The sequence below is a fragment of the Janthinobacterium sp. PC23-8 genome, assembly GCF_002250505.1.
GTDB lineage: Bacteria > Pseudomonadota > Gammaproteobacteria > Burkholderiales > Burkholderiaceae_D > Janthinobacterium.
Genome location: NZ_NJGY01000004.1, coordinates 417,354 through 441,701, shown reverse-complemented (window position 1 = coordinate 441,701; position 24,348 = coordinate 417,354). Strand labels below are relative to the sequence as shown.

Here is a 24,348-nt window from a genome sequence, read left to right as displayed (position 1 = left end):
ACGAAGAGCCGAAATGAATTTAGCAAAAATGAAGGTTGGTACACGCCTGGGCCTGGGGTTCGCCCTGGTACTGGTTCTGCTGGTGGCTGTGACGATACTCGGCATTGCGCGCATGGCGCAAATTCAGGAACGTCTCGATCACGTGATTAACGTCAACAATGTGGTCACCCGCCTGGTGATCGACATGCGTGGCAATGTCAGCGACCGCATCACGTCGCTGCGTATCCTGACCCTGATGACCGATGCGGGCGACATGGAGCCGGAAATGGCGCGCATCAAGACGCAGACCAATACCTACCAGGAAACCCAGAAAAAACTCGAAGCCAAGTTCGCCGCCGAATCGACGGCCGAAGAAAAAACCTTGCTCGCTTCGATCAAGGAATATGAAGCGACCGCCATGCCGGCGATTGCCAAGGCCTCGGCGCTGTGGATGGCCAACAATGCCGAAGGCGCGACGCGCGTGATGATCAAGGAAATCCGCCCGGTGCAGAAAAAATGGATCGATGCGCTGGAACAGCTGGCCACCCTGGAAGACAAGCTCAACGAGCAAATGCAGGCGGACGCCCGCAAGGCTTTCGACAGCGCGCGCCTGTTCATGATCGTGCTCGGCACCCTGGCCGTTGCGCTGGGCGTGGCGGCGGCACTGACCATTACCCGCGGCCTGCTCAAGCAGCTCGGCGGCGAACCCGACTACACGGCCTCGATTGCCGGCAGCATCGCCAAGGGCGACCTGTCGATCGGCATCCATACGCGAAGCTCGGACAATTCCAGCCTGCTGGCGGAAATGAAAGAAATGCGCAACAGTCTGGTCGGCGTCGTCGGCCAGGTGCGGGTCGGTACGGAAACCATCGGCACCGCCTCGCATGAAATCGCCGACGGCATTATCGACCTGTCCTCGCGCACCGAAATGCAGGCCAGCGCACTGGAAAAAACCGCCTCCGCCATGGAAGAGCTGACCTCGACCGTGAAACAGAACGCCGACAATGCCCGTGAAGCCAACAAGCTGGCCGCCACCGCCTCGGACGTGGCCATCAAGGGCGGTTCGGTGGTCTCGCAAGTGGTGGACACCATGAGCTCGATCAACGAATCGGCCAAGAAGATTGTCGACATCATCGGCGTGATCGACGGCATCGCCTTTCAGACCAATATCCTGGCCCTGAATGCGGCCGTGGAAGCGGCGCGCGCCGGCGAACAGGGCCGTGGCTTTGCCGTGGTCGCTTCGGAAGTACGCAACCTGGCCCAGCGTTCGGCTGGCGCCGCCAAGGAAATCAAGATCCTGATCGACGATTCGGCCGAGAAGACCGAACGCGGCACGCGCCTGGTCGGCCAGGCCGGCGTGACAATGGGTGAAGTAGTCGACAGCGTGCGCCGCGTGACCGACATCATGAGCGAGATCGCCAGCGCCAGCGCCGAGCAAAGCGCCGGCATCGAGCAGGTCAACCTGTCGATCATCGAGATGGACGGCATGACGCAGCAAAATGCGGCGCTGGTCGAGCAAGCGGCCGCCGCGGCGCAAAGCCTGCAGGACCAGGCGGCCGAACTGTCGCATGTGGTCAGCGTCTTCAAGCTGGTCGAAGGCGAACAGCGCGTGACAGCCCAGGCGCCGGCCGCGAAGGTCGCCGTTGCCGCACCGGTGGCCGCGCGCAAGCCGGCCGCGCCTTTGCGCCCGGTCAAGTCGCTCACGCGCAAGACCGAAGTGGCCGCCGCACCAAAGGCGCCAAAGGCGCCCAAGCGTGCGGCGGCGGCCAGCCCCGGCAATGACGAATGGGAAGAGTTTTAAGTTGCAGCGGTAGTAGTGCCATGGTGGCAGTAGAGTGCCGGGCTGCGCGGCCAGTCGCGCAGCCGGTTTTACGATGTTGTTTAACGTTGTTGAAAAAGTGTAATTATGAATAAGCGTAATGTTATCGCAGCAGTACTCCTCTCCGGCGTGAGCGCCACTGTCCTGGCCAGCGAAGTGCCAGCGACTTTCGATGCAAAGAACTGCAAGGCGGAATATCCGAAAGCGTCGCTGGTCAATGAAGAGCAGGGCGAGGTGACGATGTCGTTCCTGGTGTCGGCCGACGGCAAGGTCGTCGATTCGAAAGTCGACAAAAGCAGCGGCTTTCGCAACCTGGACAAGGCCGCCATCAAGGCCATCACTGCCTGCAAATTCAAGCCGGGCACCAAGGATGGCAGCGTGGCCCAGACCTGGACCAAGGTCGACTATTCCTGGAAGCTGTAATCACTCTGTTTGATCTTTATGGGGAAGCACATGTCTAAAAGTATGCGTCATCTGGGTGTTGCAGCAGCATTGCTGTTTTCTGTCTCGTCCGCTAGCTTTGCGGCAGAGGTTTCCGCATCCTTCGATGCCAAGACCTGCAAGGCCGATTATCCGAAAGCATCGCTGATGAACGAGGAGCAAGGTACGGTCTCGATGTCCTTCCTGGTCAATGCCGACGGTACGGTTGCCGATTCGAAGATCGAGAAAAGCAGCGGCTTCAAGAACCTCGACAAGGCCGCCATCAAGGCTTTGTCGGCATGCAAGTTCAAACCGGGCACCAAGGACGGCAGCCCGGCGCAGACCTGGACCAAGGTCGACTACGCCTGGAAGCTGGACTGATCGCCGCCGGCCAGGCGTGCCCTGGCCGTCACGATGTTGGTTACCCCTGACGGGCGGTATCGCGATGGCGATACCGCCCGTTTTTGCCAACAGTGATTGACAGCCAATATGCCCGTCCTGCCAGTACAAGGGCGATATCGAGTGTAAAAAGGTGGCGCAGGATCGCGATCAAGGACTGATTGTTTTCGGAGATAAGCTGACAGTAGTCTGAATTCAGATCTGCGATTCAAATACTTCGAATGTAGTTATACCGCGCCAAGAGACGATATTATCCACCTTTAAAATCTTTCATTAACTTGCCCAACGTATTTTATCATCTTGATCGGATTGGAGAATTTTATCAACGCGTTAGAAAACACGGGGACTGAATAACTTCCGTCTTGTTCTTTAACTACTTGCAGGTTGGATTCAGTGGGATATTTTAAGTTTGCCAGAAACCCGGTAAAATCATCCTGGGCGTATGTGTTATTTAATGAAAATGCATTTTTTGAGTTGTCAGTGCAGGAAATTGTTTGAATGGAAAAATAAGCTTTATTCGACGCGGGGTCAAAATTTGTTACATTTCCCAAAAATCGACAATCGCCGGCATCAAATGTAAAATCGGAATCTGATGGTCTGAAAGGGCTGACTGATACTAATGCAAAAACGCTTGAATCCTTGTTAAGTGGGAAATTTATAGTAGGTGAAACATAAAATTTTGCTACTACATCTAGAGCGCTTGGCGTTTTGAATGCAACACCTTCCATTTTTGCCATTAAAATTGCACGCTCCAGATTGTTGCTCTCTGGGATTGGAACGAAAGAATCAGGTTTTGGTGAATTTGGCCATATACCATAAATGCTTGCAATGGATCCAATTGATCCAATAAATATCCAAATCCAATGGGCGAACAAAATTTTTGCCATGCCGTTATCTGCAGAATAGCGTTTACTTATAAATTCCAGGTATCTAATTCTCGACTTATCAACAAAGCTTTCAGATAAAAATGCGCTAGATACATGCACGTAGCGAAAAAAATCACGTACGGCGGATTTTAATACTGAATCAGTTATGTGTGTTGGATCTGAAAATACTTTCCAAATAATATATTGCTGAACTCTATTTCTTTTCTCGGACGAGTATGGGTAAAGAATTACTGCAACTTCCCCAAGTTCCGTTTGAGAAATTACAATTGCAGCACCATTTTCATAAGAGAGTTCCCGCTTTTTTGCGTCATTCGAAGCATTGTAGTTGGTTTGTTTAAATTCCATTGGGCGTCGTCCCGAAAAAATTTGAATCTGTCTTTCTTCGTCGTTTCGCGAGATATAAAAATTCTCTGTATAACCTTTATTTTTTGCTTCTATAATGACAAGTTGAAAATATTTTTCCACTTTTTCGACATGAATCCCCCAATTAATAAATTTGTATTTTCTTTCAAGAATTAATTTATCGCTATTTTTCTTATTTACTTTAAGCATCATTTATCGGAATCTTAATAATTTTGGTTGAATTTATTCTGTTAAAAATAAATATAGCTGCGGCGTATTTGGTTGAAATAAATGTGAGCGCCACCCGTAGTCTTTATTTAAACACAGAGCCTCGGTCAGCTATGTTGCCTAGCCTATTTTAAAAAAAATGTATATTTATAAAAAATAAAAAAGTAATAATTTTTCTGTGATAAGCTATTTTTAGTAATTTATTATCCTGCTATTTTTATTTTTTTTCAATAGTTTTTATGGCTATGAGAGAATTCTTGCTGGAACTGCCAAACCAGTCTCGTTATGCCAATGAAAAATTCATCGATTGTCCTTGGTGTATTTTAATAAATAAATTTATTTTAATATTTCTGGTCATTCAAGTCATGAATTATTGATATATTCTATAAGCTGCGCAATGTTGTTGATTAAGCAGTTGGCTGGAATGCGAGTCGGCGAGGTCACAGAGCGCCACGCGTTGGCGATATGCTGTCGGAAGATGGGGCTGTTAAGGCAAGTCATCGAAAGCATAATCACCAAGATTGTGCTGATAGCACCTTTTCGTCAAGAACGACATGCTTTCGGGTACCGTATCTGTTACGCTCGGCACTATACCGCCGTGTTTTTCCATGCCTAGAGGCCATTATGCATTCCATCTTGAAACTAACTCTCGCCGCCACCGTTCTTTCCCTGTCGGCTTGCGCCGGTTTCAGCACCGCGCCGGGACTCGACGCGGGGCAGACGGTGTCGCTGGTCAATAGCTTGACTTGGGTCAATCCGATGAGTGGCAAGCGCGATGGCGTGCGTACCAGCTGGCCCATCAAGCATGGCAAGGTGGCCGCCGAATATTATCCCTTGGCACAGTTGAAACGCTGCGATGCGCAGCAGAAGCAGTGCGCCTGGGGCGTCATGCGGGCCCAGCGCAGCGCGCCGTCGTTCACCTATGCCGACGGTGGCGTCAACATGACCTTCGCGCTGGCGATTGACGTGGCGCGGCGCCAGGAAGTGCGCCAGAGCGAAGTGCAGACCGCGATGGCGATCCCGCAGGACGTGGCGGCGCTGGCCGGCACGCAGCAGCTACAGCACACCATCGGCTTGAAGTATGGCAAGGTGGAGCAGATGGAACTCGATTTCGGCGTGCGCTACCAGGTGTGCGCGCAGCGCCTTGACGCCGCCGGCAAGGCGATCGACCAGTGCGACATCCCCTTTATTTAAGGATATTTCCGTGGCCACCATCGCCGCTTGTGGCGGGCGCGCCACGTTTCATGTTGCGCTCTGCTTCGGGGTGTAACATTCGGTAAATCCGCAGTCGATGGTCGTTTTATTTCTTACACTACCAGCTTGCAAAAGGAGTGTCTGATGAAAACCTTATTGGTAGTAATGTCGATGGCCGCCCTCGGTGGCTGCGCCGTGGCGCCGCCCGGCCCGGCCTACTATGGCACGCGTGCGCCGCAGGCGGCCTACAATCCCTATGAATGGCATACGGTCTCGGCCGAGCCGGTGCATACCTCGCGCGTGGTCAGCGAGCCGCAGGTGGAATATACGAGTGAGCCGGTGTATGTGCAGCAGCAGCCGGTGTATGTGCAGCAACCGGTGTATGTGCCGGCGCCCGTGTATGCGCCGCAGCCGTATTATTACAACCCGCCCGTGTCGATCGGACTCGATTTCATGTTTGGCTTCGGGCGCTCGGGCTACCGTGGTCCGCGTGGCGGATGGGGTGGCTACGGCCGCTATCATGGCGGCCGCCGCTGGTAAGCTGCCCGGGCTGGTCCCGGCCAGTTAATGGAAGTAGATGGCGGTTTGGTGCAACACGTCTGCCGAACACAGGAGATATATTGCCGCGCCAGCCAGACTGATTTGGAAGGCACCAAAGCTGATGGGGATAAAGCGGGACATGATGGACTCCAGATGGTGGCAGGTTGAGCGCATCCGCGCTAACGGCATGACTCCATCATAGGCAGCTATAGTTCCTACAGGAATCAGATGAATGTCCGTCACCCTGTAGGACAAATGCTTGCGAACCCATCTATAGCTTGCTGACAGCCCGTTTCAGCGATTTTTCCAGCGCACCACCGGCTCTTCGGGCGCCGTGTCGGACAAGTTCGACACGGCCAGCCAGTGCGTCAGCCGCTCCGGGTGTTTCAGGTTGATGCCCATGCCGTCAATGGTGCCCACCTGCTCCAGGAAGCGCGCATCGAACTTGGCCTTCGACACCGTCGGCGCACTCATCACCATGCGGTCATACGCCTTGCGCGCCTTGTTTTCCCACTTGTGCAGGCTGCTTTCATCGAAACGGTTCGATTCGTAATACACCGTCAGCGTGCCGTCATGATTGCCGAAGCCGACGATGCCGGCCCCCTTGCGGAAGGTGGTGCTGTTATTGATGTCAAACTCTTCCGTCGGCACGAAGACGCCGGCGCGGCCATCGATATCGGGACGGCCCACAGGGGTGTCCTTGCCGTAGGAACTCGTTTCATGAATCGGTTTTTCTTCAGCCATGGTCGGTACTGATGGCAAGCGCCATCCTGTTCTGTCATACATAGTAGTGATCAAGGCGCAGGGCTGCCTTGGCGGAGCAATGCGCACTTGGCATTGTTTTATATAGGTAAAGTATTGTAGCCTCAATCTAATTCTATTGGGCAGCGGGGACGGACTTTATGAGCGCGTTCCCATGAAAAAAGCCACCCGGCATTGCTGCGGGGTGGCCGGTCAGTCAGCGTTGAGCGCTTATGCCTGGTGTTTGCGGCGTGCGGTGATAAAACCCATCAAACCCAGGCCCAGCAGCATCATGGCCCAGGTTTGCGGTTCCGGCACCGCCGAGGTCACCGAGACATTGTCCAGGTAGGAGCCGTAGCTGGGCGCCGAGGCCGGGCCGACCGATTCAAAGCGCAGCACGGTGGAGCCGCCCACGGCGCTGACGGTCTGGCTGAAGCTCTGCCAGGTTGGCGTGGTGGTGCCGACCAGGGGGCTGGCGGTCAGCAGTGTGTTGCCCCAGTACACATTCATCAGGCTGCTGGCATTGCCCGCCGTATCGGGGCGGCCCGAGTAGGCGAACGACAGCTGGTAAGTGCCGCCGGCGGTGGTGTTGAGGGTTTGCGAAATCGAGGTCAGGCGGTCGGTATTCAATTCCAGGTATTGCACGCCGTTGGCCGCCGCCGGCATGAAGCCGCCGTTGCCGCCCTGGGTGGTGCCTTTCTGGATCTCGAATGCCGAATTGCCGCTGATCGACGAGGTCCAGCCCGTGACGCTGCTGACCTGTTCCACACCCGAGTTGATCGGGTTGCTTTCAAAGCTGCCGTTGACCACCAACTCGGTTGCGGCGCTGGCGGCGCCGGCCGACAGCAGGGTTGTCATGGCGGCGAGGTTCAACAGGGTGGCTGGCAATTTCATGGGCGTTCCATTTGTTATGTTAAGAATAATCTTATTTCCTGATTGATATGCAAATAGTAGCATTAAAACTGTGCGGACAAGCAATTAGCCGGACAATTTATTTTCAAATTTGAAATGTATAGTATACTTTCAACAACAAATTATTGCCATTTGGAAATCATTAAAATGCCAGGCGCCCCTGCAGATAGACCATGCGCGGCGCGCCGACCATCTTGCCCAGGTTGCCATCCGAGGTGCGCGTGAAGTAACGCTTGTCGGCCAGGTTGTTTGCGCCCGCCAGCAGTTCCAGGCCAGGCTGGCCCGGCACCTGCCATTTGACTTGCATATTCCAGGTGCGGTAGCCGGGTATCAGCCCCAGGTCGCCGGCGCCGTTTTCCAGCACCGTGTTGGCATCGTCGGCAAACTGCCGCGTCTGATGTGTGCTCGACAAATCAAAGCTCCAGCCGCCGCGCTCGCCGCCGCGCTGGCCGCCGCGCTGGCCGCCGCGCTCGCCGCCACGCTGATAATGCAGGCCGACCGTGTCGGTATTGCGCGAGTAATACGGCACGTCATTGCCGGCGTTGGCGCCTTCCTTCAGGGTTGCCCTGGTATAGGTATAAGTGGCGTAGGCGTTCAGGCCACGCCAGGGGCCGGACTCGTCGAAGCGGTAGTCGAGCGCCGTTTCCAGGCCCCGGTGGTGCGTTGCGCCACGGTTGAAGAAGGTAGTGTTGAGGCCGCTGCCCACCGACTGGATCTGGTTGTCGAACTTGATGTTGAACAGGGTGGCTTCTGCCGCCAGGCTGGCACTCTTCCAGCGCCCGCCCAGTTCCATGGTTTTCGCCAGTTCCGGCTGCAGCGGGTTCTTCGCCGATTGCGCATTGAGCTGGATGTTCTGCACGGCGCCAAACGAACTGTTGTAGTTGGCGAATACGGTCACGTTGTTGTTCAGCAAATAGGCCACGTTCAGCGAGGGCAGGGCCTGGTTGTTGAGCAGTTCGATCTGCTCTTCCTGCGGCAAATGATTGATGCGCTGCGTCCTGATATGTTCGTAGCGCACGCCCGGCGTGAGGCGCCAGGCGTTGAGCGCGATCTTGTTGTCGATATAGATCGCTTGCGCGTCGGTGCTGTTGTCGGCAAAGCGCGTCGGCGCCTGTTGCACGCCGGTGGCGACCACCACGTTGTAAATCGTCTCGTCGGCGCGCTCGCGCAGGTAGCGGTAACCCACCGTGACGTCCTGCGTGACGGCGCCCGTCCTGAAGCGCTGTGTGTAGCGTGGCTCGAACGCGGCCGTTTCGTAGTTGCGCGGCTGGTGGCCCAGGCCGGTACCGGCTGCATTGATCAGGGTGCTCTGGCGCGAGCTGTCGTTGTAGTAGGCGCGCACTTCCAGTTCCTCGGTGGCGGAGATACTGTTCAAATAACCGATGTCAAACGCCTTGCGCTCGCCGTTCCAGAAATCCAGGCGGCGCGTATTCTGGAACGGGTCCAGGCGGTATTGCGCCTGCGTCAGGCCGCCCGGTGTGCGCGAGGTGACGTCGTAATACGACAGCTTGCCGTAGACCTCGGCCGTCGGGCTCAGGTCGTAGCGGAACTTGAGCGCAAAGTCGTTCAGTTTTTCATCGCTGGCCACGCGCCAGTCGCTGCCGGTCATGCCTGAATACAGCAGTGCCAGGCCCAGACCGCTGTCCTGCTGGCTGCCGGCAAACACGCTGTATTGGGTATTGTGGCCGCCTTCGCTGTAGCTGTTTTGGCGCACGCTGGCGTCGCCGGTGATGCTGGCCGTGCCGGGAATGCGGCGCGTCTTGAAGTTGATGATGCCGCCCACGTTTTGCGGGCCGAAGCGCACCGCGCCGCCGCCGCGCACCACGTCCACCGTTTCCACATTGGCCAGGCTGACAGGAGCGAACGACAGCTGTGGCTGGCCGTAAGGCGCCACCGACATCGGTATGCCGTCGAGCAAGACCGTGCTGCGCGGCGAGAAGCGTCCGGGCAGGCCGCGTACGCCGATATTGAGCGACACGGCGCTGCCGGCGCTGCTCGAGTTGTCGCTGATCTGCACGCCCGGGATGCGGCGCATCACATCGCTGACGCTGGACGCGCCTGAATTTTCAATCTCTTCCTTTTGCACCACGCTGCGCGCGCCGGCGAAATTTTTGGTGCTGGCCGCCATGCTGGTGCCGAGCAGGTTGCTGCTGACCTGTATTGTTTCGAGCACCGGACCCGCATCGTCGGCCGAGCCGCCCTGCTGCGCCTGCGCCCCCGGAGACAGGCCCAGGCAGGCGAGGGTAATGGCCAGTGAGCACGGCCGCAATGAACAGGGAAGATGACGTGACATGGTGCTGACTCCGGAGGGTAGGGGTCTGGATGGTAGTGATTCTCATTCTCTTTGTCAATGCGGCAAAGCGCGCCGATGGCGGCGGTGGTACGCGTCTTGCTGGCGCGGCAGAAGACGCGCGTGCGATGTCCGGGCGCGCCTTCTTGTATACTGCCGTTTTCGACGACGCCAGAAAATACACCGACATGAGCCAAACCATCGAAAACCAGTCCACGGAACGCCGCCAGGGTAGAGACACGACAACAGTACCGCCGCGCAAGCTCAATTTGCTGGTGGTTGACGATAACCAGGAAGTGGGCGAATCGCTGGCCATGCTGCTGGAGACCTTTGGCCATTCCGTGGTGGTGGTGCGCAACTGGCAAATGGCGGTCGAGCAAGTCAAGCAATGCGTGCCCGACGCCGTGTACCTCGACATCGAAATGCCCGGTATCAGCGGCATCGAAATCGGCCGCCGCCTGCGCAATAACCCCGACACGGCCAACGCCGTGCTGGTCGCCGTCACAGGCCACAGCCTGCCGATGTACATGGACGACGCGCTGACGGTAGGCTTCCGCCATTTCCTCGTCAAGCCGGTGCGGATCGAAGACCTGGCGACGACGGTGCAGTCGGTGCTGGCGGGATAAGCAGCGTGAAGTAAAAGACGAAGAGCCGGCTGCATGCCGGCTTTTTTTACATGGATGTGCATGGCATAAAAAAAACTGGTCAATCGCGTTGGTGAACCGTTCTCCGAACCTGATGGCACACTGCTTGACCCTTGCGCCGCGCCGTTAGTGTGGCGTGAAAATCGATTCATTTGCCAAATATAGTGTAGGCAATGGATTTATATATCTAATAACCCATGCTTACTGTATTGTTGCTTCTGAGCAGCTTATGGTCTTGATCGTTCTCTGCGCAACCTCGCCCCGTTGCCGGAATACCTGACATACCTCCCGCAGCTTGCCGCCCACTCTTCGCGGTACTTCCGGTGCCCTCCATGACCAGCCGTCGTATTGGCCGGCCTGGCCCTTATCGTTCATGCCAGGTGTGTCGCCTCTCCTGATTGCTATGTAATCCGGCAACCACCATCATCACTCAGCCATGCCGGCTTGTCTGCGTGCGCCTGTTCGCGGCGCGGGCCATTCAAGACCGCCATGGTCCACGCAGGTCCGTCTGTTCAAGCGCAAGTTGCGCAAAAAGATATTCATGAAACCGTCTCAATTAACCCTGTTACTGTTGGTGGTGCTGGGCAGTACCGCTGCTCATGCCCAGAGCACTGCCGTGCCTCTGTTGGGCAACTCCTTCAATGACCTGACGGTGTTCGGCCAGACGTATGTCACCACCGGCGCCAACTCGACAGTCATCGGTGACATGCTGTCGGGCGGCGTGACCACGACGGGTGCGCACTCCCTTGTCGGCGGCAGCCTGTACGCCAACGGTGCCGCCACCATCGGCGCCAACGCCAGGGTGGCTGGCAATATGGTGAGCGTTGGCGCCGGCAGCACCGGCGACACCTCATCGGTAGGCGGCTATTTGCGCACCGGCGGGGCGGCCACGGTTGGCGCCAATGCGGAGGTGATCGGCAAGGTCGAGTCCATGGGCGCGATTACCCTGTCGGCCAGCAGCAGGACCAATGGCGTCGACACGCTGTCGGCGGTGCCGGTGTTGCCCGGCATGCCGGGCGGCGTGCTGGCGCAATCGCAGCAACTGGGTAATGCCCAGGCCGCATTGAATGGCATGGGCACAGGCACCGCGCTGGCCACCACCATGATTGCCGACACCACGCTCTACGCGGGGGTGTTCAGCGCCGCCAACCTGTCGACCACGGCAGGCATTACGCTGACGCTTGACGGCCAGAACAAGGGCAATCAAGCCTGGGTCTTCAATATCGGTGATTATCTGGTGGCGGGCGCCTCGACCAAAATCGTCCTGATCAATTCCGATGGCAGTGACCGCGTCATCTGGAACAGCGGCGGCTACGCCAGCCTGGGCGCCGGCGCCGCCTTTCTCGGTACCGTGCTGGCCAGGGACTATATCAGCATCGGCGCCAACGCCAGCGTGGCCGGCCTCGGTGGCGGCTGCGGGGGTGTGTTCTCTGCGACATCGTATGTATCGAGCGGCGATGGCGCGAGCATCGGCGCAAGCGGATGCAAAGGTATCGACAGCGGTTTCAGTATCGTCGATGGCGCGGCTGTCTACAGCAGCAACCTGTCGGCCGTGCCGGAGCCTGCAAGCGCCATGATGCTGGTGGCCGGCCTGGCGCTGCTCGGGCTGCTGCGCTATCGCAAGCGCATGCCTGTTTAACAGCGGAAAACAAAAAAAGGGTTACAAGCCGAAGCATGTAACCCTTTGATTTTCCTGCGCATTCTGTGGGGTGGCTGATGGGGCTCGAACCCACGACAACAGGAATCACAATCCTGGACTCTACCAACTGAGCTACAGCCACCACTGTCTTACTGCTAGTTCAGCGCGTGTTTTGCTGAACAGGTGCCGAATTATACAAAGAACTCGGCGAAGTGGCAAATCTAAATGCGGTCTTTTTTAATATTTCGAAAGATTGCCTTCAAACCTCAGTTTCCACCTGGATCGACAGCTGCGCCAGCGGCGGATGCCAGCCGAGCAAACCGGCGAAGGCCGTGTGCAATGCCTCGACGCTGGCGGTGGTGTAGCCGTGCAGTTGCGGCGCCTGGTTGGCGTCGCGGCGCAGGCCGTTGGCGTCGAGCAGGCGGGCCAGCTGGCGCGCCACGGCGTCGCCCGTGTCGATCAGGGTAACCGCTTGCTGCGTATGCGCAAGCACGGTGCGGGTGATGGCGTCCTGCACGAAAGGGTAGTGGGTACAGCCCAGCACCAGGGTGTCGACGCCTTGCGCCAGCAGCGGGGCGATATAGTGTTCCAGCATGGCGCTGGTGGCGTCGCCCGGTTCATCGCCCACGGCGCACTGCTCGATGCGTTCGACCAGGCCGATGCACGGCTGCAAAATAAAGGTGGCGCCGGTGGCCGCGCTGACCTGCTCGCGCAGGGCCAGCAGCTTGTCGCCGCGCACGGTGCGCTCGGTGGCCAGCACGCCGATCTTGCCGTTGTGGCTGGCGGCGGCGGCCGGTTTCAGGCCCGGTTCCACGCCGACTATGGGCAGCTCCGGGTAGCGCGCGCGCAGCGCCCTGATGGCGACAACTGTGGCGGTGTTGCAGGCCACCACCAGCGCCTTGACGCCTTGTTGCACCAGGTAGGCGGCGACCGCCAGCGAACGGTCGATCACCTGCTGTTCCGTCTTGTCGCCATACGGCGCATAGCCCGAGTCGGCCACGTAGATCAGGTCTTCGTGCGGCAGTTGCGCGCGGATATGGCGCAGCACGGACAAGCCGCCGACGCCGGAGTCGAACACGCCGATGGCGGCGTCGCGTAAAGTCAAAGTCATAGAGAGCGGGAAAGATAAAAAAACGCCGCGCTGGAGTTGCCGCGCGGCGTATATGGTAGTGCCTGTTTAAGCAACCGTCACAGGAATCTTGCTGACGCTATTGAGTTGCTCGATCTTGGCCTGCCATTCCTTCGGCCCCGTGTTGTGCACCGAGGTGCCTTTCGCGTCCACCGCCACCGTTACCGGCATGTCGACCACGTCGAACTCGTAGATGGCTTCCATGCCCATGTCGGCAAAGCCCAGCACTTTCGCGCCCTTGATGGCTTTCGACACCAGGTAGGCCGAACCGCCGACGGCCATCAGGTAGGCCGACTGGTGTTTCTGGATAGCTTCGATGGCGACCGGTCCCCGTTCGGCCTTGCCGATCATCGCGATCAGGCCGGTTTTTTCCAGCATCATGTCGGTGAACTTGTCCATGCGCGTGGCCGTCGTCGGGCCGGCCGGGCCGACCACTTCGTCGCGCACCGGATCGACCGGGCCAACGTAGTAGATGACGCGGTTCTTGAAGTCCACCGGCAACGCTTCGCCCTTGGCCAGCATGTCCTGGATGCGCTTGTGCGCGGCGTCGCGGCCGGTCAGCATCTTGCCGTTCAGCAGCAGGGTCTGGCCCGGCGTCCACGAAGCGACTTCTTCTTTGGTCAATGTGTTGAGGTCGACGCGCTTCGATTTTTCCGTGTCCGGCGCCCAGCTCACGTCAGGCCAGGTCGACAGCGGTGGCGGCGTCATGTAGGCCGGGCCCGAGCCGTCCAGCACGAAGTGGCCGTGGCGGGTGGCGGCGCAGTTCGGGATCATGGCGACCGGTTTCGAGGCGGCGTGCGTCGGGTACATCATGATTTTGACGTCCAGCACGGTGGTCAAACCGCCCAGGCCCTGCGCGCCGATGCCCAGCGAGTTGATCTTGTCGCACAGTTCGATGCGCAGTTCTTCCAGCTTGTTCTGCGGGCCGCGTTGTTTCAGCTCGAACATGTCGATGTCTTCCATCAACACCTCTTTCGCCATCAGCATGGCTTTTTCGGCCGTGCCGCCAATGCCGATGCCCAGCATGCCGGGCGGGCACCAGCCGGCGCCCATGGTCGGCACCGTCTTCATGACCCAGTCCACCAGCGAATCGGACGGGTTCATCATGATCATCTTCGACTTGTTTTCCGAGCCGCCGCCCTTGGCCGCCACTTTCACGTCGACGGTATTGCCTTCGACCAGTTCCATGTGCACCACGGCTGGCGTGTTGTCTTTGGTGTTCTTGCGGTCGAAATGCGGGTCGGCCACGATGGAGGCGCGCAGCTTGTTGTCGTCGAAGTTGTAGGCACGGCGCACGCCTTCGTTGACGGCGTCGGTAACCGTGCCCGTAAAGCCTTCGAAGCGCACGCCCATGCCGATTTTCAGGAAGACGTTGACGATCCCCGTGTCCTGGCAGATCGGACGCTTGCCTTCCGCGCACATGCGCGAATTGGTCAAAATTTGCGCGATCGCATCTTTCGCGGCCGGGCTTTGCTCGGCCTCGTAGGCGCGCGCCAGGTGTTCGATGTAATCGGCAGGGTGGTAGTAGCTAATGTACTGCAACGCTGCGGCGACGGATTCGATCAGGTCTTCTTGCTTTATGACAGTCATGGTGTTCTCGCGATAGATAAGAAGGATAAAACTGGTGCTTGCTTAATGCGGTGGGCGGGCCTGGTTCTGCGTCACGGTCATGATGCGGTCCGTGTAGGCGATTGCCATGGCCGACAGGATGAAGACCATATGGATCACGGTTTGCGCGATGATCACGTCCATCTTGTAGGAGCTGGCGTTGATAAAGGTCTTGAGCAAATGGATCGACGAGATGCCGATGATGGCCATGGCCAGCTTGGTTTTCAGCACCGACGCGTTCACGTGCGACAGCCATTCCGGCTGGTCCGGATGGTCGTCCAGGTGCATGCGCGATACAAACGTTTCATAGCCGCCAATGATGACCATGATCAGCAGGTTCGAGATCATCACCACGTCGATCAGGCCCAGCACCACCAGCATGATGGTCGCCTCATTGAGCTTGGTCGGCAGCGGGTTGCCCGGCACGGCGACGGCAGTAAGGATATGCTGCAAGGCCGCATCGTTGCCGAACACGGCGCCGATCAGGTCGGACAATTCTACCCAGAAATGAAATACATACACGCATTGGGCAAGGATCAGGCCCAGGTACAGCGGCAATTGCAGCCAGCGCGACATGAAGATAAAAGCAGACAAGGGGTGCAGCTTGGTATGGGAGGGCTTGTTTGAGTGGTCGATCATGAGGAGAGTCCCGGGATTAATGCTTTTTTCAGCATGCCCGACATTTTACACTTGCTGCCAGTCACTGCGCATGCCCCCATGTCGAGTTCTTGGTCTTGATGAAACACAAGCCGGCCCAAGATAAATTGACAGACCGGCATTTGCGGGGAAGGGCGTGGCGTGGCGCGCTTGACGCTCGTCAATGGGGGCGAGTATGGTAAGTGTCGGAGCGTGAAAAAAACCCGGCTGTAAGGCGTCCGTAAGACGCCGGGAATATGGTATCTGCAAACAATTACTACATTGGAGATCAGCATGGCCGCTACAGAAAACCAAGGAACGCAGCAGCAGGGACCGGAAGAGTCCCGCATTTTTGATCCTTCGCCGCAATTTGCCGCGCAGGCCACCATTTCCGGCATGGACGCCTATCACGCCATGGTGCTTGAGGCCGAGCGCGACTACGAAGGCTTCTGGGCCAGGCTGGCGCGCGAAAACCTGAGCTGGAAAAAGCCCTTTACCCGCACCCTCAACGAAGACAACGCGCCGTTCTACACATGGTTCGAAGACGGCCAGCTGAACGTGTCGTACAACTGCCTGGACCGCAACATTGAAAACGGCCTGGGCGACAAGACCGCCATCATCTTCGAAGCCGACGACGGCACCGTCACCAAGGCAACCTATAAAGAACTGCACGAAAAAGTCTGCAAGTTCGCCAACGGCCTGAAAGCCAAGGGCATCGCCAAGGGCGACCGCGTCATTATTTATATGTCGATGTCGCTCGAAGGCGTGGCCGCCATGCAGGCGTGCGCGCGCATCGGCGCCACCCACTCGGTGGTGTTCGGCGGTTTCTCGGCCAAATCCTTGCAGGAACGCATTATCGACGCCGGCGCCGTGGCGGTAATCACCGGCGACGAACAACTGCGCGGCGGCAAGAAGCTGCCCTTGAAATCCATCGTCGACGAAGCGCTGGCGCTGGGCGGCTGCGAGTGCGTGAAAAACGTGATCGTCTATCAGCGCACCGGCAGCGCCCTGAACATGGTCGAGGGCCGCGACACCTGGCTGCACGAGCTGGTCGAAGGCCAGAGCGCGCAGTGTGAGCCGGAATGGGTCGATGCCGAGCATCCGCTGTTCATTCTGTACACCTCCGGCTCGACCGGCACCCCGAAAGGCGTGCAGCACTCGAGCGGCGGCTACCTGCTGTGGGCCGCGCTGACGATGAAGTGGAGCTTCGACATCAAGCCCGACGACGTATTCTGGTGCACGGCCGACATCGGCTGGGTGACGGGCCACAGCTACATCGCCTATGGCCCGATGGCCGTCGGCGCCACGCAAGTGGTGTTCGAAGGCATCCCGACCTACCCGAACGCGGGCCGCTTCTGGGAAACCATCAAAAAGCACAACGTCAGCATCTTCTACACGGCGCCGACGGCCATCCGTTCGCTGATCAAGGCGGCCGACGTGGACCCGAAAGTCCATCCGCAGCACTACGACCTGTCCAGCCTGCGCCTGCTGGGCACGGTGGGCGAGCCGATCAACCCCGAAGCGTGGATGTGGTACTACAAACACATCGGCGGCGAAAAATGCCCGATCGTCGACACCTTCTGGCAAACCGAAACCGGCGGCCACATGATCACGCCGCTGCCAGGCGCCACCCCAATGGTGCCGGGTTCGTGCACCTTGCCACTGCCAGGCATTATGGCTGCCATTGTCGACGAAGCGGGCCATGACGTGCCGAACGGGCAGGGCGGCATTCTGGTGGTGAAACGCCCATGGCCATCGATGATCCGTACGATCTGGAACAACCCCGAGCGCTTCAAGTCGAGCTACTTCCCGGAAGAGCTGGGCGGCAAGATGTACCTGGCCGGCGACGGCGCGATCCGCAACAAGGACACCGGCTACTTCACGATCACGGGCCGCATCGATGACGTGCTGAACGTTTCCGGCCACCGCATGGGCACGATGGAAATCGAATCGGCCCTGGTCGCCAACCCGCTGGTCGCGGAAGCGGCGGTAGTGGGCCGCCCGGACGACACGACAGGCGAATCGATCTGCGCCTTCGTGGTGCTCAAGCAAGCGCGCCCGACCGGCGAGGAAGCGAAGAAACTGGCCTTGGAGCTGCGCAACTGGGTCGGCAAGGAAATCGGCCCGATCGCAAAACCGAAAGAGATCCGCTTCGGCGACAACCTGCCGAAAACCCGCTCCGGCAAAATCATGCGCCGCCTGCTGCGCGTGCTGGCCAAGGGCGAGACGATCACGCAGGACGTTTCCACGCTGGAAAATCCGGCCATCCTGGATCAGCTGAAAGAGACGTCGTAAAGCAAGGCGTAAAAGCCTAAAAATGGCGGGCCGTAGACGCGAGCCTGAGAAAACGCCGATGGCGGCGTTGCAGCTCCTAGCCGTACTATTCGTACTGTCGTCGTCGCTGCGCCTTGCCCTCGACGTTTTTCAGGCCCGCTTGGCCCGAAGTGCCTGTGCCGGGGTTTGGGGGTTTAAAATGTTTGCTGATGTGCTTGTGGAGCAAGGACGCTAGAACGGCTTCGGGGTCTTGGGTTATAAAGAGACTTTTACTCCACGGTAAATATCTTTGGCAGTACATAGATTCTTTGCTATAATCTACGGCTTCGCGACAAGCGAAATAGTGTCAATGCAAGTAGTCCGCCAGCATTGAACGCAGGAGAGATGGCTGAGCGGCTGAAGGCGCACGCCTGGAAAGCGTGTATAGGGTAATACTCTATCGGGGGTTCGAATCCCCCTCTCTCCGCCAAAGACGAAAAAAAGAAAGCTACCCTAGGGTAGCTTTTTTTTCGTCTGCCGGTGGAGAGAAGCAGGGCGCCTGCGCGCCCTGCGCGGGGGATTCGAAGACGGAGCGCCCTGAAGGGCGCGAGGCTATTCGAATCGCCCATCTGCTGCCGCTACGCGGCAGCCTCGCGCGCCTGCGGCGCGCGTTCGTGGTTCTGATTAGGTTTCGACTGAGCATGCTTCTACGGCGACCAATGCATGAGTCCGTGTCCGAATGGCGGACCTGACCCCGGCGCCCCGCGCCTGCGGCGCGCGTTCGTGGTTCTGATTAGGTTTCGACTGAGCATGCTTCTACGGCGGCCTATGCATGAGTCCGTGTCCGAATGGCAGACCTGACCCCGGCGCTCGATTAGCGGCATACAAACGACGCATCCGTGAACTCACCAGCCGCGTCGGGGGACGCGGTATGCAAGAGGTAGTAGCACGGTTGCGCTCGTACGTGAATGGATGGCGAGGATACTTTCGATTGGCGCAGACGCCGGGTATCTGGCGACGACTCGATGAATGGCTAAGGCACCGGTTGCGGGCAATACAGCTCAAACAATGGAAGCACAGTCATCGTATCTATCAGGCGTTGCTGAAACTTGGTGCCCCTGCGCCCATTGCTCGACGGGTTGCCGCGAAGCGTCTAGGCTGGTGGCGCAACAGTAACAGGCACTTGAAATACGTCTTGACCATCGCGTACTTCGACAAGCTGGGCGTGCCACGCTTGCTTTGACCTCAACTTCTCGAACCGCCCGGTGCGGACCCGCATGCCGGGTGGTGTGGCAGGGGAGTAGCCTTTGGCTACCCCCTATGCCGATCGGCACACTGCTGCCGCTACGCGGCAGCCTCGCGCGCCTGCGGCGCGCGTTCGTGGTTCTGATTAGGTTTGTGGCTGAGCATGCTTCTACGGCGACTAATGCATGAGTCCGTGTCCGAATGGCAGACCTGACCCCGACGCAGTGGCATTTGAGAACAGCCTGACGTGGAGACGGGTTACACCGACAGCGAGCATCTAAATCGTGAAGCTTGAAGAGCTTATGCGCTCACCGTCAATAAATCGATCCCCGTTTACGAACCGCAAAATTTGGTTCTTTGTTTGAAGCAACTCTCCATCGGAGAGAATGGAAATGGCAGACAGCTTACCTGTCCCTATTCCATTGAAAGACGTACCAAGCTTAAGACCTCTATTTCCGCTAATTAGCCATCGATCGTGAATAAGGGACGCCGAATTAATCAACTTTCCGATACTTATCACTCGACCTATCGGAAGATCAAGTTCGCATACTTGCCTCCACTTCTCTACAAAGACATCCCCGGAAGATATTCCCTGTTTCTGAAAAATTTCTTTGCTTGTTAGGATTGCTACCTCACAATTTGGGCACGCTCGAAGTATTAGCCTAAAAAATTCTAAATCATTTTCTTTACATCCGAAGTATGGATCACACAAAATAATCTCTTCATCACATTCAGTCAACCAGTTTTCAATGTAATTTAAAGAATCAGTACGGTTATTTAGTCCCAAGAGGGTTTCTGAGGGAAAGTCGCCTATCGAAATTTTAGTAAAGTTGCTATTCTTTTCAGCCATCGATATCATAGAGTTAGCCGAAAATTCTGCTATGGTTAATAGCTTCTCTGCTAAGGTCCGAATAATTCCGTTTGAGTCTTTTCCAGTAGAATATTTCTTTGAATTATTCTCGATAAACCACGATATAATCGGTACTGCATCGTGTAGCGTAAAGCGAGATGACTGGTCCAAATAATCAATCATTAGCGTTGGATTTTTAATTTCTAACCTGTCGCCTAAAAGGCTATGAAGGTTTTTCCAGGATGCTTCGGATAAATGTTTTATTTCTGAATTGCTTATCATCTGATTTGATTTTACGTCAGATATTTTTTTCTTTACTGCCAGCATTTCAATTCGCTGCTTCACTTCCGCCCGAGCAGATTTCCTAGCTGTATCCTGATCAATTAAATCAGCTAACTCATCCGCAAACTCTGGTTTAATTTTATCCGCAATGTCGATTATCTTACGCCTAGAGTCGCGAGCAACTTGTTCGTCCTGCATATAAAGCGTCATTGACATCGCTGATTTCAGCGATTGCTTTGCTATCGAAATTGCATCTTTCGACGTGCCGGTAGATAGTGCGATTAGCCGATTAATGCGATCGATCACTGAAGGAACTTGACTAAAAAGTGCCAGCGCTTCCAAACGGACTTCATTTTTCCGGGCAGCCATCTTGGGAGGGAGTAGGGCAGAAATTTCACAGAGGATGAATCCACGGTCAGCCACGTTTGAAACTTGATATGCTTCTGTTATACATTTTTCCCAAGCTGGAATTGAAACTGAAGATCGGAGTCGCAGGTCCTGCGCTTCGCATAATATTAGGTAACCATCGTGCTGAATATTAAATTTGTCGGGCAGGCCCTTTTCAAAAATAATTTTTAATTTTTCCGCAATATCAATTTTTTGTTGAGCGGTAAAGTTTACAGCATTTTTTTTATGAACAATGGAGCTAACTAGTTGATGAACGGAAGAATATATATTCCAATCTTCTTCCATAAGTTCCATCAATGCTGCGGCGCCAAGAACTTCATCATAAGTAATAAAAAATTGTTCTTTTATATCTGTAATGCAGGGATCGGTTCTTGGAGTCTTGGTGAGAAGCAAATCGAATGCGATAGCCAACACGGGCTCTCGTTCCTGACGGCTTAAAAGATGAATCTTAGCAATTGCGATTTGAGGATGAGTGCAATAAAGAACTGGTGCGCATATACTTACCAGTGTCATTCCATTCGGAGGGTATTTTATAAGTGTTGACTCAAGTAATGGAATAATGTGTTGACCCATTAAAGACTTTGCTAAGTCCTGTCGCCCCGCGATCCACATTCTCGAAGCTAGGTCGGAAATTGCCGATACCTTTGTGGGTAAGGACGGCGCTACTTCAACTAGTTGCAGGTATCGACGAACCATTTCCTCTTTGAATCCTCCTCCACCCACTGCGCCACCAATTGCTCTTGCAGCGAAAGTAAGGCACCAAGCAAGGATCTGAGTATAAGCCTGTGTAGGTAACGAAGATGCCGCTATTTCGGTGCCTAAAAGATAATATTTTTTTGCCGCTGCGTTATCTACACTTGAGGAAGCTTCAGCCATATCAAAATAGAAGTCAGACTGACAATAGCTAGTGATTACATTATTAATTGAACTCGAAAACAAATCGATTAGTTTTTCTTCCTCGCCTAACCCAGAAAGTATCCTTAGTTTATAAGTGGAGATAATTATTTTTGGACGAATATAACTGTCTCTAACATCTGCAAGAAGTACCTCTATTTTCTCCAAAGATGATTTTTCTAACTTCGCCTTTCTCACGGAAATATTATGAAGGAAATCTGAAAATATAATATTTCGTTCATTAACGTCAGATATTTTAGGAAGCGTTTCGCAGACCTCACTGACCATTTTCGACGAAATTTCACCCTCTTGCAATGAGATACATATTCTGGAAAATGCTTGGTCTCTGCGACCTTCGATGTTTAATGATTTTGCAATATTTACTGCATGTGATAAGCTAATATGTGAAAATTCTGAAATAACATTTTTCATTATTAAGAAATGATCAGCTGAGTTATTTAGAACTTCCTCGAAAAGTGTTGAGAATTCCATCTGTACGGTTTTTTTAAATCCGTTTTCTTTTTCGAGGATGTCATCAGCATCCATTTCACTGAGAGCTCTTAGCATTGAGGAAAAACCTTGCAGCTTCGTATCAGCATCACTAGTATCACTAAGTTGTACGTAACAATCTAATATCCTTAACGCAGCGGCTTTATCGTTATATCGGGTCTCAGCATGCGCTAGAATCATTTGAAGACCAACCAGTTCAGTTGAAATCGCTACATCACTAATGAGGCCTCGCTGACCATCAAATCTTTTAACCAAGGCTTCAACTCTTATCAAGTCGGAGCAAAATGGAAGCGCAAGTGCCAAATCCCGAAATTCACGCATTCGTGGATTGTGAGCAGAGTTGCTAATCATTAAGTTTAGCCCGTGTTCGATAACATCTATTGCATTTTCACTATGCTTATGCTCTGTAATCCAGTATGCAAGAAATAAGAGCTGCCTACTCTGGTCGAGCTTTCCACATACGTCAATAATATCTTTATGAGTCCAGTCTGACACTACAGCTAATATCGAAGAAACGAATTCTTGTAGCTTAGTGTCACTTATCTGAGCGTGACTTCTATTATTTGAGTGAGTTCCTTTTTTTACAGGCGTTGCTAAGCTTAGTCTAACCATTGCCGCGTCGCGTTCAGAAACAGATGCGCCTTTCAGAACATCGTCAATGATGGACAGTGCGATATCCTGGTCGACATACACTATTTCGGAAGCGATATCTATAGCAGTATCGCCAAGCTGAGAGAAATCAACTTCTTTCGCTGTCGACTTTATGGCAGAAATTACTTCATCGTTTAATGTATTTGTAAGTTCTTTGCATTTTTTAGCATAAGCTGCTAGAAATTTAAGCCGCTCTTCATTCGTAACACAATTGTACGCGATTGCGAGTGCAGTTTGATGTTCGCCGAGAGCGACTAAAGCCCGAATTTGGGCAATGCTTCCTTCAGACTTAGCGATACTCAAGAATATGCTTTGTAAGAGAGAAAATCCTAGAACATCTGTTGGTTGCTCCAATGCAACTGCGGATTTCATTCCGATCTGAGACCTAGCTCTCACTGCGCCTATGGAAGAGGTCTGCTGTAAAAGGTGGGAGAAGTGTTCTGGTGTTAAAAATCGAATTATCTCTGCCGCTTGATTAAGCTGTTGAAAATATATAGGGAGGTAGTTGATTGATTCCCGACTTTCGGGACTTTTTAGAAGATATTCAATATTCGTTGCGATAACTTCATTTTTAGTTTTTTCTAGCATTGTGCAGGAAAAACGACGCAACGCTTCAGAAACAAAGTCTATCCTTCTTTCGCTCCCGGTTTCATTGATGAATTGACATGAAGACAATACTTCATCTATGTTTTTCTCGCTGGCGTTTGTCATTTCGAGAAGATTGTCGCGGCTTAATTCCCTACCCGAAAAAGTTATGGTTGCTAAAATCTTCTTTTCTATTTCTGAAAGATACTCGACCTGTGCGAACTCTAGCTTTATGAAGGTGGGAAATTTTTCCGGACTGGAATTTAAAATTTCGTTTAAAGTTTTTTTCCCTAACATCAGGCGACGGACAGCAGCTAGTCTTCCTGGAATCCCTTGTGTTAGTGAATGCAATGTCCTGACATCACTTCCATCAAGAACGAAGGGGAGCATGAATTTTTCCACTTCTGGCGATGAGAGGGTGAGCTGCTGTATGTACTTGCAAGATATATCAGAAAAATATTTTTCAAATGTATTTTGTTTTCCGCAAATCAAAAACTTGATGTTGTCTTGCCAAAATGGAAGGATATCTCGAAAAATTTCTTCAATTATAGGTTCAGCATTTTGAATTTTCTGTAAACCATCGATAACGAAATATACTGGATTTTTTCGAGTTATCTTGCGGCCAAGGCGAATGATTATTTTTCTAAACTCATTCGGTCCCGTGGCGTCTTCCGCCATCTCTTTACCGTCAAGAAACCAAGTTATTTGTTCTGCTAACGTCAATCTTATATAATCCGGACTGTAAGTTGTACGGCTGGAAGGCTTGATGAATAGGCAAAAGCTCCGTTCCGGATAAGATAGGCAAAATTGCGCTGCTGTGGTTGTTGTTCCAAATCCTTCTTCACCCTCTAGGAAAACCAATTGTACTTCAGAAAGCATTCTTTCAATTGTTTCAACAAAACCTTGTCTGTCGATTAAATTGACTTCCGGAAATATGGGAAATCCATTTGAATGTTGAAATGGATAAATTGGATTGCCTAGTTCATCTAATGTTAAGTTCATTATTTAATATTTAATATTTAGTTTTTAAAATAAAGTAAATTATTTAATTGAAAATGTATATATAAAATAAAAATAAACTCGGCATAAATTATATAATTTAAAGTATGAGGTTTTTCCGAGTTTTAAATATCATCTGGTAAATTTTTGATTACAGCGAAAACGGAACCAGTTTTGCGTAGTTGGGTGTAATCTGAATGGCGAGCCTATAATAAAGCTTCGGAACGGAGGTGTCTTTGAAGAATGTTGCTGAAAATTTTGAGT

17 protein-coding genes and 2 tRNA genes are annotated in these 24,348 nt (G+C 54.1%); 10 read left to right on the top strand and 9 right to left on the bottom strand.

From position 1 onward, the window contains the following. Nucleotides 1-13: 13 nt before the first annotated feature. The 3 genes from CD932_RS25585 to CD932_RS25575 all read left to right on the top strand — a co-directional run bounded on the left by CD932_RS25585 (nucleotide 14) and on the right by CD932_RS25575 (nucleotide 2,599). Nucleotides 14-1,780: a methyl-accepting chemotaxis protein gene (locus CD932_RS25585; protein ID WP_254926765.1), complete on the top strand. Its 1,767-nt coding sequence runs from the start codon at nucleotides 14-16 to the stop codon at nucleotides 1,778-1,780. A gap of 105 nt (nucleotides 1,781-1,885) precedes the next feature. After that, on the top strand, nucleotides 1,886-2,221 hold the full coding sequence (locus tag CD932_RS25580) for an energy transducer TonB (RefSeq protein WP_094445685.1): 336 nt from the start codon (nucleotides 1,886-1,888) through the stop codon (nucleotides 2,219-2,221). A gap of 30 nt (nucleotides 2,222-2,251) precedes the next feature. Beyond that, nucleotides 2,252-2,599: an energy transducer TonB gene (locus CD932_RS25575; RefSeq protein ID WP_217907369.1), complete on the top strand. Its 348-nt coding sequence runs from the start codon at nucleotides 2,252-2,254 to the stop codon at nucleotides 2,597-2,599. Between the two features lie 278 nt (nucleotides 2,600-2,877). Here CD932_RS25575 and CD932_RS28530 read toward each other — a convergent pair whose 3' ends face one another. After that, complete coding sequence (locus CD932_RS28530) at nucleotides 2,878-4,059, bottom strand: hypothetical protein (RefSeq protein ID WP_141213383.1); 1,182 nt, start codon at nucleotides 4,057-4,059, stop codon at nucleotides 2,878-2,880. 651 nt (nucleotides 4,060-4,710) lie between these two features. Here CD932_RS28530 and CD932_RS25565 point away from each other — a divergent pair. Together CD932_RS25565 and CD932_RS25560 are read left to right on the top strand one after the other, a co-directional pair. Next, nucleotides 4,711-5,268 (top strand): hypothetical protein, encoded by a 558-nt coding sequence (locus tag CD932_RS25565; RefSeq protein WP_141213382.1) that lies wholly within the window; start codon nucleotides 4,711-4,713, stop codon nucleotides 5,266-5,268. 144 nt (nucleotides 5,269-5,412) lie between these two features. Beyond that, on the top strand, nucleotides 5,413-5,808 hold the full coding sequence (locus CD932_RS25560; RefSeq protein WP_094445681.1) for a hypothetical protein: 396 nt from the start codon (nucleotides 5,413-5,415) through the stop codon (nucleotides 5,806-5,808). A gap of 294 nt (nucleotides 5,809-6,102) precedes the next feature. On the opposite strand, the gene CD932_RS25555 is transcribed toward CD932_RS25560, so the two are convergent. The 3 genes from CD932_RS25555 to CD932_RS25545 form a co-directional block, all read right to left on the bottom strand. Continuing rightward, nucleotides 6,103-6,552 (bottom strand): hypothetical protein, encoded by a 450-nt coding sequence (locus tag CD932_RS25555; protein ID WP_094445680.1) that lies wholly within the window; start codon nucleotides 6,550-6,552, stop codon nucleotides 6,103-6,105. Between the two features lie 228 nt (nucleotides 6,553-6,780). After that, entirely contained in the window at nucleotides 6,781-7,443 is a 663-nt protein-coding gene (locus CD932_RS25550) for a DUF642 domain-containing protein (RefSeq protein WP_176461141.1), read from the bottom strand. A 160-nt stretch (nucleotides 7,444-7,603) separates the two neighbouring features. Then, entirely contained in the window at nucleotides 7,604-9,754 is a 2,151-nt protein-coding gene (locus CD932_RS25545) for a TonB-dependent siderophore receptor (RefSeq protein WP_094445678.1), read from the bottom strand. Between the two features lie 185 nt (nucleotides 9,755-9,939). On the opposite strand from CD932_RS25545, the gene CD932_RS25540 reads away from it, so the two are divergent. Next, on the top strand, nucleotides 9,940-10,377 hold the full coding sequence (locus tag CD932_RS25540; RefSeq protein WP_176461140.1) for a response regulator: 438 nt from the start codon (nucleotides 9,940-9,942) through the stop codon (nucleotides 10,375-10,377). 559 nt (nucleotides 10,378-10,936) lie between these two features. After that, nucleotides 10,937-12,034, top strand: coding sequence for an ice-binding family protein (locus CD932_RS25535; protein ID WP_176461139.1), 1,098 nt, complete (start codon nucleotides 10,937-10,939; stop codon nucleotides 12,032-12,034). Nucleotides 12,035-12,100: 66 nt separating this feature from the next. Here CD932_RS25535 and CD932_RS25530 read toward each other — a convergent pair. From CD932_RS25530 to CD932_RS25515, 4 genes are all read right to left on the bottom strand, one after another. Further along, nucleotides 12,101-12,176: transfer RNA gene (locus CD932_RS25530), tRNA-His, on the bottom strand. Between the two features lie 117 nt (nucleotides 12,177-12,293). Next, nucleotides 12,294-13,145: a glutamate racemase gene (gene murI / locus CD932_RS25525; RefSeq protein WP_094445675.1), complete on the bottom strand. Its 852-nt coding sequence runs from the start codon at nucleotides 13,143-13,145 to the stop codon at nucleotides 12,294-12,296. Between the two features lie 66 nt (nucleotides 13,146-13,211). Next, nucleotides 13,212-14,753, bottom strand: coding sequence for a fumarate hydratase (locus tag CD932_RS25520; RefSeq protein WP_094445674.1), 1,542 nt, complete (start codon nucleotides 14,751-14,753; stop codon nucleotides 13,212-13,214). 42 nt (nucleotides 14,754-14,795) lie between these two features. Beyond that, nucleotides 14,796-15,410, bottom strand: a complete 615-nt coding sequence (locus CD932_RS25515; RefSeq protein ID WP_094445673.1) for a YqhA family protein — start codon at nucleotides 15,408-15,410, stop codon at nucleotides 14,796-14,798. A 291-nt stretch (nucleotides 15,411-15,701) separates the two neighbouring features. On the opposite strand from CD932_RS25515, the gene acs reads away from it, so the two are divergent. From acs to CD932_RS25495, 3 genes are all read left to right on the top strand, one after another. Further along, a complete protein-coding gene (gene acs / locus CD932_RS25510) occupies nucleotides 15,702-17,702 on the top strand; it encodes an acetate--CoA ligase (protein ID WP_094445672.1) in 2,001 nt (666 codons plus the stop codon). A gap of 357 nt (nucleotides 17,703-18,059) precedes the next feature. Further along, a tRNA-Ser gene (locus CD932_RS25500) sits at nucleotides 18,060-18,150 on the top strand. A gap of 342 nt (nucleotides 18,151-18,492) precedes the next feature. After that, a complete protein-coding gene (locus tag CD932_RS25495) occupies nucleotides 18,493-18,903 on the top strand; it encodes a group II intron maturase-specific domain-containing protein (RefSeq protein ID WP_094445670.1) in 411 nt (136 codons plus the stop codon). 279 nt (nucleotides 18,904-19,182) lie between these two features. On the opposite strand, the gene CD932_RS28525 is transcribed toward CD932_RS25495, so the two are convergent. Then, nucleotides 19,183-24,087 (bottom strand): hypothetical protein, encoded by a 4,905-nt coding sequence (locus CD932_RS28525; RefSeq protein WP_141213381.1) that lies wholly within the window; start codon nucleotides 24,085-24,087, stop codon nucleotides 19,183-19,185. Nucleotides 24,088-24,348 lie beyond the last annotated feature (261 nt).

Excerpts from the sequence above, each read along its gene's own strand:
- CD932_RS25585 (WP_254926765.1), top strand. The coding sequence starts at position 14 with ATGAATTTAGCAAAAATGAAGGTTGGTACACGCCTGGGCCTGGGGTTC.
- CD932_RS25580 (WP_094445685.1), top strand. The coding sequence starts at position 1,886 with ATGAATAAGCGTAATGTTATCGCAGCAGTACTCCTCTCCGGCGTGAGC.
- CD932_RS25575 (WP_217907369.1), top strand. The coding sequence starts at position 2,252 with ATGTCTAAAAGTATGCGTCATCTGGGTGTTGCAGCAGCATTGCTGTTT.
- CD932_RS28530 (WP_141213383.1), bottom strand. The coding sequence starts at position 4,059 with ATGATGCTTAAAGTAAATAAGAAAAATAGCGATAAATTAATTCTTGAA.
- CD932_RS25560 (WP_094445681.1), top strand. The coding sequence starts at position 5,413 with ATGAAAACCTTATTGGTAGTAATGTCGATGGCCGCCCTCGGTGGCTGC.
- CD932_RS25555 (WP_094445680.1), bottom strand. The coding sequence starts at position 6,552 with ATGGCTGAAGAAAAACCGATTCATGAAACGAGTTCCTACGGCAAGGAC.
- CD932_RS25550 (WP_176461141.1), bottom strand. The coding sequence starts at position 7,443 with ATGAAATTGCCAGCCACCCTGTTGAACCTCGCCGCCATGACAACCCTG.
- CD932_RS25545 (WP_094445678.1), bottom strand. The coding sequence starts at position 9,754 with ATGTCACGTCATCTTCCCTGTTCATTGCGGCCGTGCTCACTGGCCATT.
- CD932_RS25540 (WP_176461140.1), top strand. The coding sequence starts at position 9,940 with ATGAGCCAAACCATCGAAAACCAGTCCACGGAACGCCGCCAGGGTAGA.
- CD932_RS25535 (WP_176461139.1), top strand. The coding sequence starts at position 10,937 with ATGAAACCGTCTCAATTAACCCTGTTACTGTTGGTGGTGCTGGGCAGT.
- murI (WP_094445675.1), bottom strand. The coding sequence starts at position 13,145 with ATGACTTTGACTTTACGCGACGCCGCCATCGGCGTGTTCGACTCCGGC.
- CD932_RS25520 (WP_094445674.1), bottom strand. The coding sequence starts at position 14,753 with ATGACTGTCATAAAGCAAGAAGACCTGATCGAATCCGTCGCCGCAGCG.
- CD932_RS25515 (WP_094445673.1), bottom strand. The coding sequence starts at position 15,410 with ATGATCGACCACTCAAACAAGCCCTCCCATACCAAGCTGCACCCCTTG.
- acs (WP_094445672.1), top strand. The coding sequence starts at position 15,702 with ATGGCCGCTACAGAAAACCAAGGAACGCAGCAGCAGGGACCGGAAGAG.
- CD932_RS25495 (WP_094445670.1), top strand. The coding sequence starts at position 18,493 with ATGAGTCCGTGTCCGAATGGCAGACCTGACCCCGGCGCTCGATTAGCG.
- CD932_RS28525 (WP_141213381.1), bottom strand. The coding sequence starts at position 24,087 with ATGAACTTAACATTAGATGAACTAGGCAATCCAATTTATCCATTTCAA.